General features: G+C 69.4%; 14 protein-coding genes. 3 read left to right on the top strand and 11 right to left on the bottom strand.

What is annotated here, in order from left to right; translation table 11 throughout:
* Positions 1–511 precede the first annotated feature (511 nt).
* Both ACFV15_RS04100 and ACFV15_RS04095 read left to right on the top strand, forming a co-directional pair.
* Complete coding sequence (locus tag ACFV15_RS04100; protein WP_378348653.1) at positions 512–1,189, top strand: DUF433 domain-containing protein; 678 nt, start codon at positions 512–514, stop codon at positions 1,187–1,189.
* The gene (locus ACFV15_RS04095; RefSeq protein ID WP_378348652.1) at positions 1,186–1,635 is read left to right on the top strand and encodes a hypothetical protein; all 450 of its coding nucleotides are present in this window, start codon (positions 1,186–1,188) and stop codon (positions 1,633–1,635) included. Before ACFV15_RS04100 ends, ACFV15_RS04095 begins: the two co-directional genes overlap by 4 nt.
* 726 nt (positions 1,636–2,361) lie before the next feature.
* Here the strand turns inward: ACFV15_RS04095 and ACFV15_RS04090 are convergent.
* The 7 genes from ACFV15_RS04090 to ACFV15_RS04060 form a co-directional block, all read right to left on the bottom strand.
* Positions 2,362–3,954, bottom strand: a complete 1,593-nt coding sequence (locus ACFV15_RS04090) for a DNA cytosine methyltransferase (protein ID WP_378348651.1) — start codon at positions 3,952–3,954, stop codon at positions 2,362–2,364.
* Complete coding sequence (locus ACFV15_RS04085; protein WP_378348650.1) at positions 3,951–4,307, bottom strand: hypothetical protein; 357 nt, start codon at positions 4,305–4,307, stop codon at positions 3,951–3,953. Before ACFV15_RS04085 ends, ACFV15_RS04090 begins: the two co-directional genes overlap by 4 nt.
* 70 nt (positions 4,308–4,377) lie before the next feature.
* On the bottom strand, positions 4,378–4,896 hold the full coding sequence (locus tag ACFV15_RS04080; RefSeq protein WP_378348649.1) for a hypothetical protein: 519 nt from the start codon (positions 4,894–4,896) through the stop codon (positions 4,378–4,380).
* 257 nt (positions 4,897–5,153) lie between these two features.
* Positions 5,154–5,570, bottom strand: coding sequence for a hypothetical protein (locus ACFV15_RS04075; RefSeq protein ID WP_378348648.1), 417 nt, complete (start codon positions 5,568–5,570; stop codon positions 5,154–5,156).
* Positions 5,571–5,681: 111 nt separating this feature from the next.
* The gene (locus ACFV15_RS04070) at positions 5,682–6,014 is read right to left on the bottom strand and encodes a hypothetical protein (RefSeq protein WP_378348647.1); all 333 of its coding nucleotides are present in this window, start codon (positions 6,012–6,014) and stop codon (positions 5,682–5,684) included.
* Positions 6,011–6,469 carry a hypothetical protein gene (locus ACFV15_RS04065; RefSeq protein ID WP_378348646.1) on the bottom strand — a complete coding sequence of 153 codons (459 nt, stop codon included), beginning with the start codon at positions 6,467–6,469 and terminating at the stop codon, positions 6,011–6,013. Before ACFV15_RS04065 ends, ACFV15_RS04070 begins: the two co-directional genes overlap by 4 nt.
* A 2-nt stretch (positions 6,470–6,471) precedes the next feature.
* Positions 6,472–6,684 carry a hypothetical protein gene (locus ACFV15_RS04060; RefSeq protein WP_378348645.1) on the bottom strand — a complete coding sequence of 71 codons (213 nt, stop codon included), beginning with the start codon at positions 6,682–6,684 and terminating at the stop codon, positions 6,472–6,474.
* A gap of 357 nt (positions 6,685–7,041) precedes the next feature.
* Between ACFV15_RS04060 and ACFV15_RS04055 the strand changes: the two genes are divergently transcribed.
* On the top strand, positions 7,042–7,632 hold the full coding sequence (locus ACFV15_RS04055) for a hypothetical protein (RefSeq protein WP_378348644.1): 591 nt from the start codon (positions 7,042–7,044) through the stop codon (positions 7,630–7,632).
* Between the two features lie 8 nt (positions 7,633–7,640).
* Here the strand turns inward: ACFV15_RS04055 and mobF are convergent, their stop codons facing one another.
* From mobF to ACFV15_RS04035, 4 genes are all read right to left on the bottom strand, one after another.
* On the bottom strand, positions 7,641–12,095 hold the full coding sequence (gene mobF / locus ACFV15_RS04050) for a MobF family relaxase (protein ID WP_378348643.1): 4,455 nt from the start codon (positions 12,093–12,095) through the stop codon (positions 7,641–7,643).
* 220 nt (positions 12,096–12,315) lie between these two features.
* The gene (locus tag ACFV15_RS04045) at positions 12,316–13,149 is read right to left on the bottom strand and encodes a hypothetical protein (protein WP_378348642.1); all 834 of its coding nucleotides are present in this window, start codon (positions 13,147–13,149) and stop codon (positions 12,316–12,318) included.
* The gene (locus ACFV15_RS04040; RefSeq protein ID WP_378348641.1) at positions 13,149–15,545 is read right to left on the bottom strand and encodes a hypothetical protein; all 2,397 of its coding nucleotides are present in this window, start codon (positions 15,543–15,545) and stop codon (positions 13,149–13,151) included. Before ACFV15_RS04040 ends, ACFV15_RS04045 begins: the two co-directional genes overlap by 1 nt.
* Positions 15,542–15,775, bottom strand: a 234-nt coding sequence (locus ACFV15_RS04035) for a hypothetical protein (protein WP_378348640.1), incomplete at its 5' end; no start/stop codon positions are given. The genes ACFV15_RS04040 and ACFV15_RS04035, both read right to left, overlap by 4 nt.

Below are 15,775 nucleotides of genomic sequence, written 5' to 3'. Positions count from 1 at the left end.
CATGACCCTGCACGTGTCTGGAGTGGCTTGCCTGGATATTCACGATGGCCGTTCGCACCCATCGTGGCCCCCATTGATCGCCTACGCCCCTCAGCCAGAAGCCCAACTTAACCAGAGGACCCCGATGCATCCCTGCCGCCTAGCGGCACGTGCCCCAGGCGCGTAGCGCTCCAGCATGCTCGAGCGACTGATCAACCATGACTGAGCAGCAAACCATCAGCGCAGGCCGTTACCTGACCGGCAACGACTTTGCTGACCGGATGGACCCGGAGTGTGAGTGGACCTGCACATGCGGGGCCAGCGGAATCGTCAGCGGACGATGGGTCAGCAAGGCCGAAGAGGCGGGCAGGAAGCACCTGGTTGAGGCTCATGGGCAGGCGGATGCAGACACCACTCGAACCGCGCCCTGACCAGGGCTTTAGTCTATTCGACAGTCGTGGACACATAGTCCGTGTGGGTGATCCGAGCGATAGCAGAGTCACAGGTCGTCGCGTTGTGCGATTCTGTCGATGTGAGCGTGACGGTTCTGGATCAGGAGATGTACGCCGAGGCTGAAGCGGCCCGGCTACTCGCTGTGCCGCCGACCACACTCCACTACTGGCTCGAGGGCGGTGTACGCCGAGGGAAGCTGTACGAGCCGATCGTTCGCGAGACCCGGAAGGGCGGTCACTTCCCCGTGACCTGGGCCGAGTTCGTCGAGTGCGCCTGGCTCCGCCAATACCGCCGCCAGCACCAGGTGCCGATGAAGGAACTGCGCGAGTTCATCGCGCAGCTGCGCGAAAAGCTCGGGGTGCCTTACCCCCTCGCGCACGCAAAGGCGTTCGCCCACGAGGGCAAGCTGATGATCGTAGAGGCTCAGCAAGCGGCTGACCTAGATCTGGAGTATTACCTGGTCGCGCCAGTCGGCGGGCAGATGATGTTGACCGCTCCGGGCGAGGACTACTACGAGCGGCTCCGCTACGTTAGCGGCATCGTCTCAGCTTGGCGCCCACACGACGACCCGAAGTCCAGCGTTCTCATCCAGCCGGACGTCCGGTTCGGCAAACCGGCGGTCGCGGGAATCAGTACTGAGGTCCTGTGGGAACAGGTCGACGCGGGCGCCTCGATTAACGAGGTCGCGGAGGATTTCGGCATCAGCGTCAGCGACGTCCGGTGGGCGGTTAGCTACGAGAGCGCCCCTGCCGCGTGAGTCCGCGTATTAAGGCGGCGACGGTTCGGTTCTACATCGACGCTGACTTGCTCGGCCTGGCCAGAGTCCTGGCCAGCCTCCGCACTGACGTCACCTTTCCGGGCGACCCGGGCGGCATCAGCTTCAAGAAGCGACGGCTGCCATGCCCCATCCAACCCGGCGCCAAGGACGTCGAGTGGCTTCCTGAGATCGCCCGTCGGCAGTGGATTGTGATCACCCGAGATCGCAACATCCAGCAGCACACCCGGGAGATTGCTGCAGTCCGCGAACACCGTGTGCGGATGGTTGTCCTGGCCGGCGCTGACGCCCACGGAAAGTTCGAGCAACTTGAGGTGGTGATGTGCCGATGGCGTGACATCGAAAAGTGTCTCGATGTGCCCGGACCATTCATCTACCAAGCAAGCCGCACGCGGTTCACCCCAGTCGACCTCGACAAGGCACGGTGACCATCACGTATCAGCTCGCCGACCGCAGCGCTCCTGCTTCGATCGGCTGACCGTGCATGCCCAAATCTCTAACGCATGGTGGTCGGTGTTAGTCCGCGCCAAGGCCGCGGAAGGTCGGAACAAAAAAACGTGCCTACAACCCCTTGCGAGGGTGAGGCACGTTCAGGTACAGTGAGCGGTTAGGACTGTAGACACAGTCTAACCCACCGTACAGCCTTGCAGATTTGTCACCTTCAAGTTATCCCCCTCGCCGGGGGTATGTCAACCGGTTTCACCCGGTTGATGCTGGTAGATCGGGTGAAACCGGTCACGGTGGGCCTTGCCGTACCCGACGGAAAGGCTCCTCATATGCACCCCCGTGAGATCGACCAGTCTGGCAGCTCCCGCACGAGCCACCGGGAACCGCTGGAGACGTTCCGCCGTCACCTCGCGCATCGTCGACCGAGCCCGTCCACGACACCGACCGGGCCGCTGACAGGTGGGTCCGAGGTCGGGCCGAGCACCCGGGGACGGACTCGCACCGGCACCGTCCACTTCATGACCAACAAAGAGTTGCCCGCCTGTGGCGCAGGGCTCAATGGATGGGACCCTCGTAGCATCCAGCCGACTGAAAGCTCCGTGACCTGCAAGAGGTGCCTCGACGGGGCGCCAAACCCGCTGCAGCTCAGGCTCTTCTAGCTGAACTGAGCGTGACGCCTGACTGTCTTTCGCCAGGCGTCACGCTCACTACTTCAGCGGTTCGCCGCTGATGGCTTCGACGAGTGCGGAGATGAGGACTTCGGACATGGCTGGTGGAACGGCGTTGCCGTAGCCGCGGACCTGGTCGCGTTTGGAGCCTTTGACCTTGTAGTCCCTGCGGAAGCCCATTCCGGCGGCGATCTCGTGGGTGGCGAGCATGCGGAACGTGCAGTCGTCGACGACGGCGCGGTCGGTGGGCCAGCCGACGAGGGACTGGTGTCCGGCCGTGGTGATGGTGCGGACAGGTTCGGTGACCGGCGTGCACATCTGACCGGGGTTGCCGCGCGCGGTGTTCTGCCGGACGAGCATGTGCTCGAACCCGGACGGCGGGCCGACGAGCCCGTGGTGGTTGCCCTGCGCCGAGACGGTGGGCAGCGGCCCGTCGACGGGGTAGGCGGTGGTTTTCGAGCCGCCGCCGCGCATGAGGGAGATGAACGGCGGGACGACGATCGCGGTCTCGCGTCGGCACGTCTGGGTACGCAGCGGCTGCTCGACGGTGGTGGCGGTGTCGACTCCGGCGCGCTTGGCCACCGGCACCACCAGCGGCGGCACGACCAGGCCGTCGGTTTCGGTAGTGGTGCGGGTCGGCAGGGGTTCGTCGACCGCGGTGGCGTGCTGGCGCCACGTGCCACCGGCCGGTGCGATCAGCGGACGCATGTGCCTGGCCAGGCCTGCTTCGATGCGGGCGAGGGTGGCGTCGGCGAGCGGGTCCGGGCGGCCTTTGCCGTCGACGCGTTCCCCGATCCGCTGCCCCGGCGGCAGCGCCCAGTCGATGACGGTCGCCGCGGGAAGCACCTCGGGCTCGACGACGTGGTTACGGCACGTGGAGTTCGGGCACCGGTACACGTACTGGCCGTTGCGGGCACCGTAGACACCCATCTCGACGCCCGACCGCTTCCACACCTGCATGGCGTCCACCACGCGATCGCAGCCAGGGCAGTACGCGCGCGGGCGCAGCCACTTATCCCAGTCCGGGTCGCGGCCGAGTTCGGCGAGCCAGAACGGCATGAAAAACCGGTTCCGGGACTGAGCGACGCGCCCGGTGACCGGGCCGTGGACGTGCATCGCGTTCAGGGCGACCAGGCGGGTGCGGTAGCCCTCGGCCTCGATCTCGCGGCGCCACCGGCCGAACTCGTCCCACTTGCGGACCTGCACCACGTTCTCGACGACCCCGGCGAGCACCGGCTTGCCCTTACGGCGCATCGCCTGCAGGTAGCGGGGTACTTCCTCCATCAGCGCGCGGGCACGCGCGACGTTCGGGTCGGTGGCGACCGGGCCGCGTGTGAAGTCGAACAGCACGCCCTGGGTCGAGCGGTCGAAGTCGCGTTTCACGCCGCGCGCGTCCGTCCACGGCGGGCAGGACGGCGAAGACCAGAACAGGTCCGCGCGCGGGAACCCGGCGATGTCGGCCTTGGCGATGTCCCCGCAGTAGTGGTCGGCGTCGGGGAAGTTCATGCCATGCACGTCCACGGCGAGCGGGTTGTGGTTCGCTGCGAGCATCAGCTCGACACCGGGCACCGCGGCCGCGCCCTGGGAGGAGCCGCCGAACCCGGCGAACTCGTCGTAGAGGGTGAAGGTCATCGGACTGTCCCTTCGACTCCGGCGGCGGCGGCGATCTCGTCGAGGACCATGCGGTCGGCGGCTGCGGAGTTGGTTGCGATCCACGCGGCGATCCGTTTCGCAGCGGCGATCTTCCGTGGCCCGGCGACCCAACGGCCGTGATCAAGTGACATGTCGCCGATGGTCGCCTCGACGTCTTCGGGGTCGGGGTGCGCGCGGTGCAAATTCCATTCGTCGGTTCCGGACCAGCCGGACTTGCCGCGGTGAACGGAGTGGGCGACCAGTGCCCACACGACACCGTCGTGCTCGGCGACGTGCAGGCGCTCTGCTTCCTGGGTCCAGGTCAGCTGCGCAGGCGGGTTGTAGTCGGTCATGACATGCCTTTCGTTCGAGTGAGATCGCGCAGTTCATGCCAGCCTTCGGCGGGCAGGGTGGGGCGGTTCATCAGGCGGCCTCCGTGTCGAGGTCGGGTGCGGACTCAAGTCGCGTCGGCTGGTCGAGCGCGGCCTGGTAGCGGGCCCAGAGTTCGTCGACCGTGGCCGTGTCGTCCGCGACGTCGCGCAGCACGTCGGCCGAACTGCCGTCGACGGCGTGAGCGAGGCGGCGGGCGTGGGTGCCGAGTGCGCGGCGCCATGCAGCTTCCAGGACGGCGGTCTTGAGCCACGGGGCGAGCGCGGGTGTGGTGGTATCGCTGTAGGTTTCGCCGAGCCATCCGCCGAGCCAGGTCTGCCGGTGCTCGCCGACGGCGCGGCCGGTGTCGACGGCGTGGACGAACAAGGCGACCGGGGCGGGAGGCTGGCCCGCCGCGACCAGTTCGATCGCGAGCTGGAGCACGAACTCCGCGACGGGGTCGGCCAGGTCGTCGGCGCGCATCCCCGCCAGCAGGTGCCGTGCTTTGTCGGCCGGGAGTCGCATGAGGCAGCCGAGGAACTGCCGCTCGGGATCGGTAAGGGTGGACATCATCGGCTGTCCTTTCTGGTCGAAGCGGTCTCGTAGGCTGGGTGGCGGGTGTGGGGTCAGATAGGCGCTGACCCCACACCCGTGTCGATCAGGCGCCGTCGCCGCACTTGCAGCAGACCCACTTGCCATTGCGGAAATGCTTGTAGCAGCCCTCCGGGCAGACGCTCAGGAACGTGATCACGAGACGTCGGTGCAGTTGGCGGATCATCGGGTTCACCTCCTTTGCTGCTCGTTGGCCCGATTGCGAATGTCCTTCTCGGTTAGCACGAAGGATTGGGAGTCGAGGCCAGCTCGCGGGCGAGCGCGTCGGCCCAGCGTTGGCACCACGCCGTGATCTGTTCCGTCGGCGCTGTCCACGTCATGGCTTGGTCAGCTTGGAAGTCCACGAGCATGCGCACCGCGAGTTCCTGGCTTGCCACCACGAGCGGCAGCAGCACCATGGTCGTGTCGTGGAGGTAGACGGCCTGCCAGGCATCGAGCCGGACGCTGACGCTCTGCCCGTCCTCACCTCCGGTGACCACGGGTGCGATCGCCGTGGTGTCGGACAGGAACAGCAGAGGCAAGTCCATCGTGACCGTGCTTGTGCCCGCAGACGCTGTCACTTGGAGACCGCCACGCAACGCGAAGCCGCCGGGGATGAAGATCTTGCGGTAGGTGGTGAGTTTGGTGAAGGACATCGGAAAGCCTTTCTGTGGTTGGGAATTCGAAAGTTGGAGGTCAGTCCGTTCCGTGCACGGTGGTGTCGGTCCAGGTACGTGACCCGGTGACCAACACGCGAAATCGTCCGGTCATAGCGAGGTCTCCCACAGGAATTCGCCGACGGCCGCCGCAACCAAGTCGGCGGAACGGCCGGTTTCGATCTCGGTCAGCACGGCGGTTCCCGGTCCGCTGCACGCCACATCGCGGGCGTCGCGAACACCGCCGCAGCTGCTCCAGGCGGATCCGATGCTCATCTCGGCACCGCAGTGCACGCACCGGCCTTCCCAGAAGTAGGCGTGTCCGCGCCGAAGTGCGTTCGTGCCGAGCCGCCAGCGCATCGCGTGACCGCGCGCGGTCAGCGCCTGGTTGTAGTCGTCGCGGGTCGCTTTCACGGCGGCCACTTCCCCTGCACGGGCGCTCACCGCTGCTCCCGTGCCTGCTGCTCCAGGAACTTCCCGAGCTGTTCCAGTGCGTCGCCGAACCCTCGCGACCTCTCCGTCAGCCGCTCCCCGCCGAGCACGTTCGAATCAGGCTCGGTCTTCAGCGCGGCCTGACGGACGTCTTTCATCCACCGCAGGAGCCGATCGGCACGCACCGAGTGCTTACGTGCCTCGGCGTCGATCAGGCCTTGCAGGTGCTGTTCGGACCACGCGTCGTCGGCGGCTTCCTCGCCTTCGTCGGTCGGCGGGAACAGCTCCTCGCCGTGCCAGCCACACGTGCACTCAGCGCGGAACCCGACATGCGCGTCGGACGGGAATCGTGACGACCACTCCCCGTTGGACCACTGGCCGTCCCGCATCTGCCGATTCGCGAAACCTTCGTGGTCGTCGCCACCGCCGATAGCGTCCGCGAACGGGCCCCAATACGAGATTCCCATGGTCAGTTCACCTGCTCGTCGCACGCGAACAGCTGTGCCTGGCCATCGACGTCGCCCCAGCCCGCGAGCTTGGTCTCGGCACCAGCGGTTCCCGCCGGACGCCGGCCACGACCCTTGGCGGCGGTCGCCAGCTGCTTGGCCCGCCGCCATTCCTCGATGGTCATGCCGCACTGTTCGGCTGCGATCTGCTCTTTGGTCTTCTTCGGTGTTGCCATGTCGACTCCCGTTCGCGAGTGATCGGTTCGGTTGGTCGGGGTTTTGTTCTTCGTGGCCCGATATGCGGGCGACGGGCTTGCCCCGTCACCGCTCTTAGGCGCCGTGCGCGGCCCGAGAGGCTCGCGGTCAAGGGGTCAGGCCGAAAAGTTTTTGAGCGCACGCTTTTCGCGCTCGAAAAGTTTTCGGAATGCGCCCCTTTACCGTGAGATGGGCCGTGCTAAGCCGGGCCGCGAAGCGGTCCAGCAGAGCGCCGCCGCAGGCGGCTCCGAGTTCCGCCCGCAGAGGGCGGTGTTTGTCAGGTTTTTGGCACGTCCGAAGCGGCTGTTTTGTCGGTGGTCCGTGTCACCATCGAGAACATGGCCGCGGCAATGGATGGGACGAGCGACGACTTACCGCACTGGGTTGTGCCGGATGTCGACGCGATCCAGGAGTGCTACCGGGTAGCGGGCCGGCTGGCCCGCGCGGGTTTCGCCGACCAGCGTGAGCGTGGCGCGCTCGCGGTGTTCGACTGGCTGGTGCTCGGTGAGTCCGCGCCGTTGACCGAGCGCACCGGCTGGCCGGTCACCTTCGAGCACGCCCGCGCGGAAAGCTGGGTGGCGCTGTGCGCGGCGGCGGCCATGCCGCCGCCGACCGAGCTGGACTGGCAGCGGCTCGGCGCGTCCCCGCTGCCCGCTCTGCCGGTCGAGCAGGAGTTCGCCTACGGCGCGTGGCGCGCTTTGGCGTGGCTGCTCGGTGTCCGCGACGACTGGCCGGTGCAGGGTGCGTGGCACCGCGCGGCCGGCGTGCCCCGCGAGCGGGCGCACGTCGCGGTGCCCCCGGACCAGCGGGACACCGCGGCGTGGAAGACCGCCGAGCAGTCCTACCGCGACCAGGCCCAAAGCGATGCCCTGCGGTACTGGCAGCACGTGCGCTCGATGGCCGACGCCACCGCGCAGTCCACGCGCTGACCCCGGCGTCATCGCACCGCTACCCGGTCGTCGACCTGCGCCGCCTCGGCCGCCTCGACGGCCTGGCGGCGATACATCTCGCCTGCCTGCGCTTCCTCCGCGGACTGCGCCGCCTCGGCGGCGCTGCGGGCCTCGATCTCCCGCAACGCGCGCTGTGCGCGGTCGACCGTGTCGGCGGTCTCGGCCGCCGAGGGCACCCGCACCTGCTCCGAGTCGAGCACAGGCTCCTCGGAAGCGGCGACGTCACGCAGGTCAGCGACACCGGTTTCGACTGTCTCGCCGCTGATGTCCTCCTTGTGCTGCTCGGCGGCGGTCTTCGTGTCGACGTCGCGCTGGGCGGCCACGTCGGCGAGGTCGTGCTCGGCGGTGACCTCACGGAAACCGTCCTCGGCGGTCATGTGCTCGTCGTGCGTGGTGAGCCATTCCTCGGCGGTGACCACCTCGACCGGCTCGTCGCCGATCGCGCGGGCCGAGAGCTGCGCCCGTGCGCGGTCCGCGGCGGCGCGGGTTTCGGCGGTGTGGGCGTACCACTGGGCCCGCACCTCGTCGGCCGCCTCCAGCTCGGTCGCCCGCGTGGCGAGCACCTCCGCCAGCGCGTCGGCCTCGTCGGCTTCCTGCAAGAGCCGCTCGCGCTCCGAGTCGTCGACGGCGGCGTCGGCCTCGGCGCGGCGCATCGCCGCGTCCCGGCGACGCTGGTCGAGCGCCTGGTGGGTTCCGGCGAGTTCGTTGGCAACGAACTCCGGGCCCCACGCCTTTTCCCGTTCCCAGGCGCGCACCCGCACCAGGAGCTGCCCGTCGGACATCTCCAGTTCGTCGCGGCCGGATTCCGGGCGGCCGAGCGCGCGCCACGCCGAGCGCCACGACGCGTAGGTCTCGACCTGACCGGACTTCGGTGCCGCGCCGAGCGCGGCCTCCGGGTCCTCGTGCCCGGTCAGTTCCCGGTGCGCGGCCACGATCCCGGCCCTGCGCGCCCAGTCGGCGCGCTCGGCCAGGTCGTCGGGGACGGGGCCGAACGCCTCGATCGCCCACTGCTGCGGATTGTCGGCCTGCTGCTCGCCGAGCAGACTCCGCCGCTGGTCGGCGACCGCTGCCAGCTCCCGCAGATAGGTCGACCACGCGGCGTCGTCGACGCGTGGGAGCCACTCGGTGAAGGTGTCGCCCACCGGGTCGAACTCGTGCGCCTTCGTGATGCGGCCGTGGATGACGTTGGTCAGCTGCCGGGCGCCGTCGAACCCGCGCGCGGTGACCGCCTCCTCGAGAACCTGTCGCGGGTCGTGCCCGGCCAGCTCCGCGCGGCGCAGCAGACGCGCCAGCGTCGGCGCGCCGTCCTCGGCGGCGATACAGGCCCGCTGGTTGTCGGTGAGCTTGCCGTCGCGGACCAGCTCGTCGAGCCAGCGGGCGGTGCGCCCGGCGGTGGCCAGCTCGGCGGCGTCGGCGAGCAGTTCGGCCGGCGTGCGGATCGCCTCGGCGTCGGCCGCGTCCTCGGCGGCCTCCTGAAGTGCCGAACGCTGCGGGCCCGCGCCCTCGAACGTCCCGGCCAGCACCGCCGCCGGGGTCCGGTGGACCGCGGCGAGCGCGGCGCCCTCGGGTGCGTCGGCGGGCACGGCGACGGTGGTGACGTGCGCGGTGTTGCCGTCGCGGCCTCGGGTGAGGCCGACGTAGAGCGCTTCCTGCCCGGTCGCCTCGGTCACCACCGCGTGCGAGGTGTCCACCGTCAACCCTTGTGCACTGTGGACAGTGGAGGCATAGCCGAGCGCGACATGCTCGGCCACGTAGTCGCCGGGCAGCTGGATCGGCTGTCCCAGTACCTCCTTCCCGACCTCGCGTCCCTGCACGCGAGCGACGACCAGGCCGCCGTCCTCGCGGGTGCCGAGCACCCGGTACTGCTTGCGGTTGATCGGCACCTCCCGGTTGCCCTCGACACCGGCCAGGTCCCAGCCGTTCTTGCGGGCCTGCACCAGGTCACCGACCCCGGCCCAGGTTCCCTGCGCGGCCAGCGGCGCACCCGTGTCGGCGACCTTGCCCAGGCGGACCAGGTCGTTGCGCAGCTCGGCGCACAGCTGCGCGGCCTGCTCGTTGGTGTCCACGATCAGGATCGAGTGCTTGCCCGCCAGCGTGTCGGCCAGCCACGCCTTCCCGGCGGCGGCTTCGGCCTGTTCGCGAGTTCCGGCGTCAAGAATCCGGCCGTGCTTGTGGTAGTCGGCGAGCACGGCCTCGTCGCCGTCGCGCAGGCGCAGCGACGCCGCCCGCTCCCACTCGGCGGTGAACCGGCGCACCTCGGTCAGCTCGTGCGCGGCGCCCGCTGTGGCGACCAGTTCCATGCCACCGCCCGCACCGACCGCGGCGAGCTGGCGGTGGTCCCCGGTCAGCAGCAGCTTGGCCCCCGCGTCGGCGACATGACGGTGGATCCGCGCGAGATCGGCGGTGTTGGCCATCGCCGACTCGTCGACCACCACCAGGTCGCCCGCGTTCAACCGCCACGCCTCGTGCTCGGGGTGAGTGGAGCCCTCGGCGAGCTTGGCCTGCGCGGACAGCCAGCGCGTGATGTTGCGCGCGGTCAGCCCTTCGGCGGCGAGCACGTCGGTGGCGACCTGGCTGGCCGCCAGCCCGACCACCCGCCGCTGAGTGCCCGCCCACAGCTCCGGGTCCTGCCACGCCTTGGCCAGCGCACCGACCACGAACGACTTGCCGGTGCCCGCCGGGCCGACCAGCGACTCGACCGCCGCGCCGGAGGTGAGCACGCCGCGCACCGCCGCGGCCTGATCCACGCCCAAGTTCACGCCCGCCTCGGCCAGCGCGGCGACGAACCCGTCCACACCGGACACGTCCAGCGCGGGCGCGCCGCCGCGCGCGGCGGACGCGACCAGCGCGCGCTCGGTGTGCACATGCTCCGGTGTCGCGTACAGCGTGCGGCCCGGCGCGTCATAGCTGGAGCGGCCGTTGGCCAGCTGCAATTCCTCGGGCAGCACCGCGACACCGGGCCGGTCGGTGGCCAGCGGTGTCGCCAGCTTCACGCCTTCGGCGGTGAGGGAATCGAGCAGCGCCGACACCTGCGCACCGTCGAGGTCGCCCAGGTGATCGGGCAGCGCGTCGGAGATCGCGCGCGTCAGATCCGGCGCCGTCCACCCGGACTTGGTGGACTGCACGTCCGCCAGCGCGGTCTTGAGCACCTCCTGCGGTGACCACTCGGCCGCCTCGCGCGGTTCGTGCGCGAGATCGAGCACGCCGCGCGCAACCCCGGCGAGCCCGCCGGCGACCTCCGCGCGCAACTCCGTGTCCCAGCGCTGCAACCGCTGCTCGACCGTCTCACCGTCATGCGACTTCGCCTTGCGCGTGGCGAACGTCGCCTGCCGCTGCAAGCGGTCCAGCTCCAGGCTGTTCGGTTCGCGGCCGAACTTCGCCTCGAACGCCTCGACCAGCGTCGCCGTCTTGCGCGTGATCGCGCGGCGACGCGAGCTGAACAGATCCATCACCTGCGCGTCGATCCCGACGACCTCGCGGGACTTGCCGTCCGGGCGGGTCGCGAAGCGCACGCCGAGCGCTTTGGCGAGATGCTCCTCGGTGGTGCGCTCCCCCACCGCGGCGGCGGCGCCGCGATGCAGATACAGCGCGCGCCCGTCGAGCGTGCGCCACACGCCGTCTGCGCCTTCCACGCGGTTGAGGATCGCGTTGTGGATGTGCAGCTGCGGATCGTGGTTACGCGAGTCGTGCTGGAAGAACGACGCGACGACCAAATCGTGGGCGTCGATGAACCGGCCCGCCGCGCCGCCGTGGTGCCCGATGCGCGAGTACCCGGCGTGCTCGGACAGGTAGTCCAACGACGCGCGGTTGCCCGCCCAGATCGCGTCCTCGACCGCGTCGCGGTGTGCCCGCCACGACGCCGCCGCCGTGGCCGCGTCGTCGCGCTGGCGCGTCAACTCCGCCAGCGTCGCCGGGTCGGTGTCCACATCGGACATCGCCGACGTGAGCGCCGCGTCCAGGCGTTCAGCCGTTCGTTCAGCCTTCACCTGCTGCGCCTCGAACGCAGTGTGCAACACCGTGACCGACTTCTGAACGCTGAACGTGGCGTCCAAAAAGGCCACGTTTTTCCGTGCGCGCTTGCCCGCGTCCAACCGCAACTCCTCGCGGCGTTCACCGGTGGCGTCCGGCTCGGCGTCCAACGCGGCGGTGTACAGCTCGTCCTGCGTTGGATAGTTCCGGCCGGTGTGGCCCAAAGTGGACGCCTCGGCCCACCGCGCCGGATCCTTGAACGCCTCGTCGCGCGGATCGACGAACTGCTCGTAGACCGCGCGCATGTCCTGCTCGTCGACCAGCCCCGTCAAGCCCAGTTTCTCCGCGCCGCCGCCATACCAGCGGCCCGGCGGCTCGCCCGCCGTGACCGCGTCGGTGTAGTAGCTCTCGCGGCCTTTGGCGACCTCGTCGGTGAGGTACCGGACCGAATATCCGTTCGCCACAGTCAGCATGTCCCACCCCCAACGGAGATCAACTCGGCAGATTTCAAGATCAACAGCGGGGGTCGCGAACCGGGCGCCCGCCAGGGCGCACCGGCCCGTCGGATCGTGATGCATAGGTGTGCGTTCTTCTTTGGCTTTGTCTTGGGGCTGTGTCGTGAGGTGCGTGGATGAGGTGATGACTTGATTGGTGGCTTCTTAGTGACGTTTCGTGAGGTGGTGTCGGTGGTCTTCATAGGTGGTTCCTGGTCTGGGTGTTCTCGGTGATGATGTGGAGCTGTGCGGGCTGTTCGCGAAGTTCCTGCAGGGCGGTTCCTGCGGTGCCTCGGGACACTTCGGCCAGCTCCATGAGCTGGCTGACGGTCGGGAGGTCGCCGTGGTGCGCGGCGTGGCGACGGGCAGCGGTACGGGCTCGGTCCTTCGCGGGCGACGCCAGCGACACCGCGGCGCGCTTCGGATCTGACGGGTGCGGCTCCGCCGAGACGTCAGATTCCGGTTGTACGGACTCGACCTCCGCGACGCCTTCGGCTGGACGCGAAGGTTGGACGGACGCGTCCAGCCGAAGGTCTTGAACAGTCGAGTCTTGTACGGTCGGCGACTGAACGGCGTCGGCCTGAACAGGCTCCGGCTGGACGGTGTCGGCTCCCGTACCACTGGACGCCTGGACGTCCTTGCCGCCGTGGGTGGTGAGGAGGAACAGAAGGTGCGCCACGATCGCGGCGGCGATCGCCGGCCACGCGCCGACACCGAACCTCAAACCAGCGGGCGCGGCGTCCACCCCGCCAGCGAGGTACACCGCCTGCGCGAGTCCGGACAGCCCGGCGGCGAGCACGACCACGAACCAGGCGTACGCGCGACCTGAGCCTGACAACCTCGCCGTCGAGACGTAGGCGACCAGTGCCAGTCCGTCGGTGATCAGCGGGTAGAGCCATGCGATCCCGGACGGAACCTTCGCTGCGGCCGAAACCTCGTACAGGCCGTGGGCCGTGGCGACTCCCGCGCCGAGCGCGACCAGAAACCCCGCCACCCACACCGTCCGCGCCGGACGGTCCTGCTTGGCTTCCATCACTGCCCCCACTCCCTCTCGCTGTCGACCGCGTCGATGGCCTTGGCGTCCTCGGCGCTCCAGCGCGCGAGGCGTTCGCTGTGCTCGTCTTCGTCGTCGACGACCTCGACGCGTGACACCGCCACGACGGCGTCATCGACCGCGCGGGCGCACCGTTCGACCGGCTGCGGAACCTTGGCCGCGGTGTCGTTCCTGCGTGGCAGGACTGCCGACCACGGCTCGGCCTGCCAGTTGTCGCGAGCGTCGCTCCAGGCCCGGTTCTCGGCATCGACCTTCCCGGCACCTTCGGCGACCAGCGCCTGCTCGCGCCCGTCGACGTCGGCCCAAAACGTGGCTTCGGCGCTACGCAGCCGCCGAGCAGCCGCCAGTGCGCCAGCAGAGGCCTGTGCACCGCTCGACTCGCCGACGGCGGCAGGCACGAACTGCTCCACATCGATGCCGCTCGCGGCTTCCGCTTCCGGCGAGCTGAGCAACTCGTCGATCCGGCCGAGCAGCGCCTCCGTCGTGTCGGCGTCGGGCACAGAAGTCGTTGGCCCAGCGGGATCGCTGTCCGCGTCATCGTCGGAATCGGACTCCTCGTCATCGGCCGCTTCGATCATGTCCTGCAAGCGATCGCCCGCGTCGCGCTCGCGCAAGGGTTCGTCGTTGCTGCCGTGGCTGACCCGCTCGTAATAGAACGGCTCGAAGTCCTGCGGCCGGAAATTGATCCGCATCTCCTCGCCGGTGTGCCGGTTGCGCACGATGTCGCCTACCTCGAACGCGGCCTCGGACCTGCTCGCCCGCACCGTCATGGCGTCGGCCCCGCCGATGTACAGACCCGCATCGTCGTCACCGCGGTCGTAGGCAAGCTGCTCTGACTCGTCGTCCTCGGCGGAAAGCACGTCGGGTTCGTAGTCCTCCGGCACCGCCAGCGACGGCGCGTCGGGGAGATTGCGGGCGATCCAACTGCCCGCCTCCGGGGCGCGTTCGGGAACCTCAGGAAAGGGCGGCGGCGTGGAAGCCCAGTCGGCGTCGTCGACGTCGGCCTCGCCGACCAGGTCGTCGTCGGTGTGCACGCCGAAAGGACGACGCGGCGGCTCGGGCCCGCGCTCGGCGGTGATCTGCTCCCACGCGTCGTCGGCTGCCGCTGCCTCATCAATCCTGGTGTCGACCAGCTGCTCGTACCGGTCGTGCACGGCGGCCCACCACTCGGCGTGGCTTGCCTCGGCGGCTTCGGTGACGACCTCGGTCGCGTTCGGGTCCCACGCGTCGGCGCCCAGATCGGCGTCGGTGAAGTCGGACAGCCGCAGCGGCTCGACGACAGGCTCGCGGTCCGGCAGCGCCATCGCGTTGTAGACCGCGTTGTTCGCCGCCGCTTCCTCCGCCTCGGCCAGCGGCCAGCCGATGTCGAGACGTGCCAGCAGGGTTTCGACCGCGTCGCGGGCGATCGGTGAGTCACCCGCCGCCGCTTGCGCGGCCTCCTCGGCGTCGAGGCCTCCGTCGCGCAGTGCCTGGTATTCGTTCATGGCGGTCTGCGCGACGATCCCGGCGACGATGTTGACCCGAGCGGCTTCGACGGGCATGCCGCTCTCAACCGCCCAGTCGAACCGGCTCACCGCCTGCCGTGCGATCGGGGAATGCGCAACCACGTCGGGTGCGTGCGCGGCGTCGTCGGCGCTCACGCCGTCCGCGCGCAGCTCCAGATACCGGCCGATAGCCGCGTACGCAATCTCGTCGGCGAGCACGTGCTGCGGCTGGCCCGGTGCCGCGACTTCGGACGTGTCGGCGACATGACCGAGGTTGCGGTCGATCCAGCTGCCCGCCTCCGGCGCGCGTTCGGGAATGTCGGTCCTGGAGCGGACATCCCAGTTCACGCCGTCGTCGACGTCGGGCTCGCCGACGTGCTCATCGTCGAACGAATACGGTGCGGAACCGTCCTCGCGGTGCGCGTCCCACTCCTCGAAGGCGGTGATCGCCGCGGTCGTCCTCGCGGTAACGGCAGCCAGTGCGGGCGGCACGTCCTCGCTGGTCGCCGACACGAAACTGGTCACCGCGTTCCGAGCGACCGAGGACGAGCCGCTCACGGCCTCGATGGCTGCGGCGTCGCCGAGTGTGCCGCGCACCCGCTGGAACTCCTCCAGCGCGGCGGTAGCGATCGCCTCGGCGACGGCGCCCACGCGGGCGGTCTCCAGCGGCACCCCGGCGTTGAGCGCGTCGTCGAACGAAGCCACCGCGCTGCGCGCGATCGCCGGGTCCGCGTCCTCGTCACTGAAGTCGACAACCGCGTCTCGGTCCATTCCGGACACGAGCAACTCCAGGTATCGGCCGATCGCGGTCTCGGCGATCTCGCTGGCTCGCGCGTACGCGGGCCGTGCGGCGGCCTGGCGAGCCTGCCTTCTGCGGGCGAACCAGCTCATCGTCGCTCACCTCCGTTGCGACGCCGCGTCGCGGCGGCGGCCTGCGCGTCGGCGACCAGCCGCGCGTCAGGTGCGGGTGCCGTCGCCGTCCTGTCCGTGCCCCACCAGGCGGCGATCGCCGCCAGGGCCTCGCCCGCCGGGATCGCGGGCGCGGGCACGTGGCATTCCCCGCTCTGCTGGTGGTTTTCCAGTGAGCAGTTCGCGGTCGCGGCCTTGATGCGCTTGGTGGT

The sequence above is a fragment of the Amycolatopsis sp. NPDC059657 genome (assembly GCF_042734395.1).
Lineage (GTDB): Bacteria > Actinomycetota > Actinomycetes > Mycobacteriales > Pseudonocardiaceae > Amycolatopsis.
This window is presented reverse-complemented; position numbering and strand designations above follow the sequence as displayed.

Excerpts from the sequence above, each read along its gene's own strand:
- ACFV15_RS04090 (WP_378348651.1), bottom strand. The coding sequence starts at position 3,954 with ATGACCTTCACCCTCTACGACGAGTTCGCCGGGTTCGGCGGCTCCTCC.
- ACFV15_RS04085 (WP_378348650.1), bottom strand. The coding sequence starts at position 4,307 with ATGACCGACTACAACCCGCCTGCGCAGCTGACCTGGACCCAGGAAGCA.
- ACFV15_RS04080 (WP_378348649.1), bottom strand. The coding sequence starts at position 4,896 with ATGATGTCCACCCTTACCGATCCCGAGCGGCAGTTCCTCGGCTGCCTC.
- ACFV15_RS04075 (WP_378348648.1), bottom strand. The coding sequence starts at position 5,570 with ATGTCCTTCACCAAACTCACCACCTACCGCAAGATCTTCATCCCCGGC.
- ACFV15_RS04065 (WP_378348646.1), bottom strand. The coding sequence starts at position 6,469 with ATGGGAATCTCGTATTGGGGCCCGTTCGCGGACGCTATCGGCGGTGGC.
- ACFV15_RS04060 (WP_378348645.1), bottom strand. The coding sequence starts at position 6,684 with ATGGCAACACCGAAGAAGACCAAAGAGCAGATCGCAGCCGAACAGTGC.
- ACFV15_RS04055 (WP_378348644.1), top strand. The coding sequence starts at position 7,042 with ATGGCCGCGGCAATGGATGGGACGAGCGACGACTTACCGCACTGGGTT.
- mobF (WP_378348643.1), bottom strand. The coding sequence starts at position 12,095 with ATGCTGACTGTGGCGAACGGATATTCGGTCCGGTACCTCACCGACGAG.
- ACFV15_RS04045 (WP_378348642.1), bottom strand. The coding sequence starts at position 13,149 with ATGGAAGCCAAGCAGGACCGTCCGGCGCGGACGGTGTGGGTGGCGGGG.
- ACFV15_RS04040 (WP_378348641.1), bottom strand. The coding sequence starts at position 15,545 with ATGAGCTGGTTCGCCCGCAGAAGGCAGGCTCGCCAGGCCGCCGCACGG.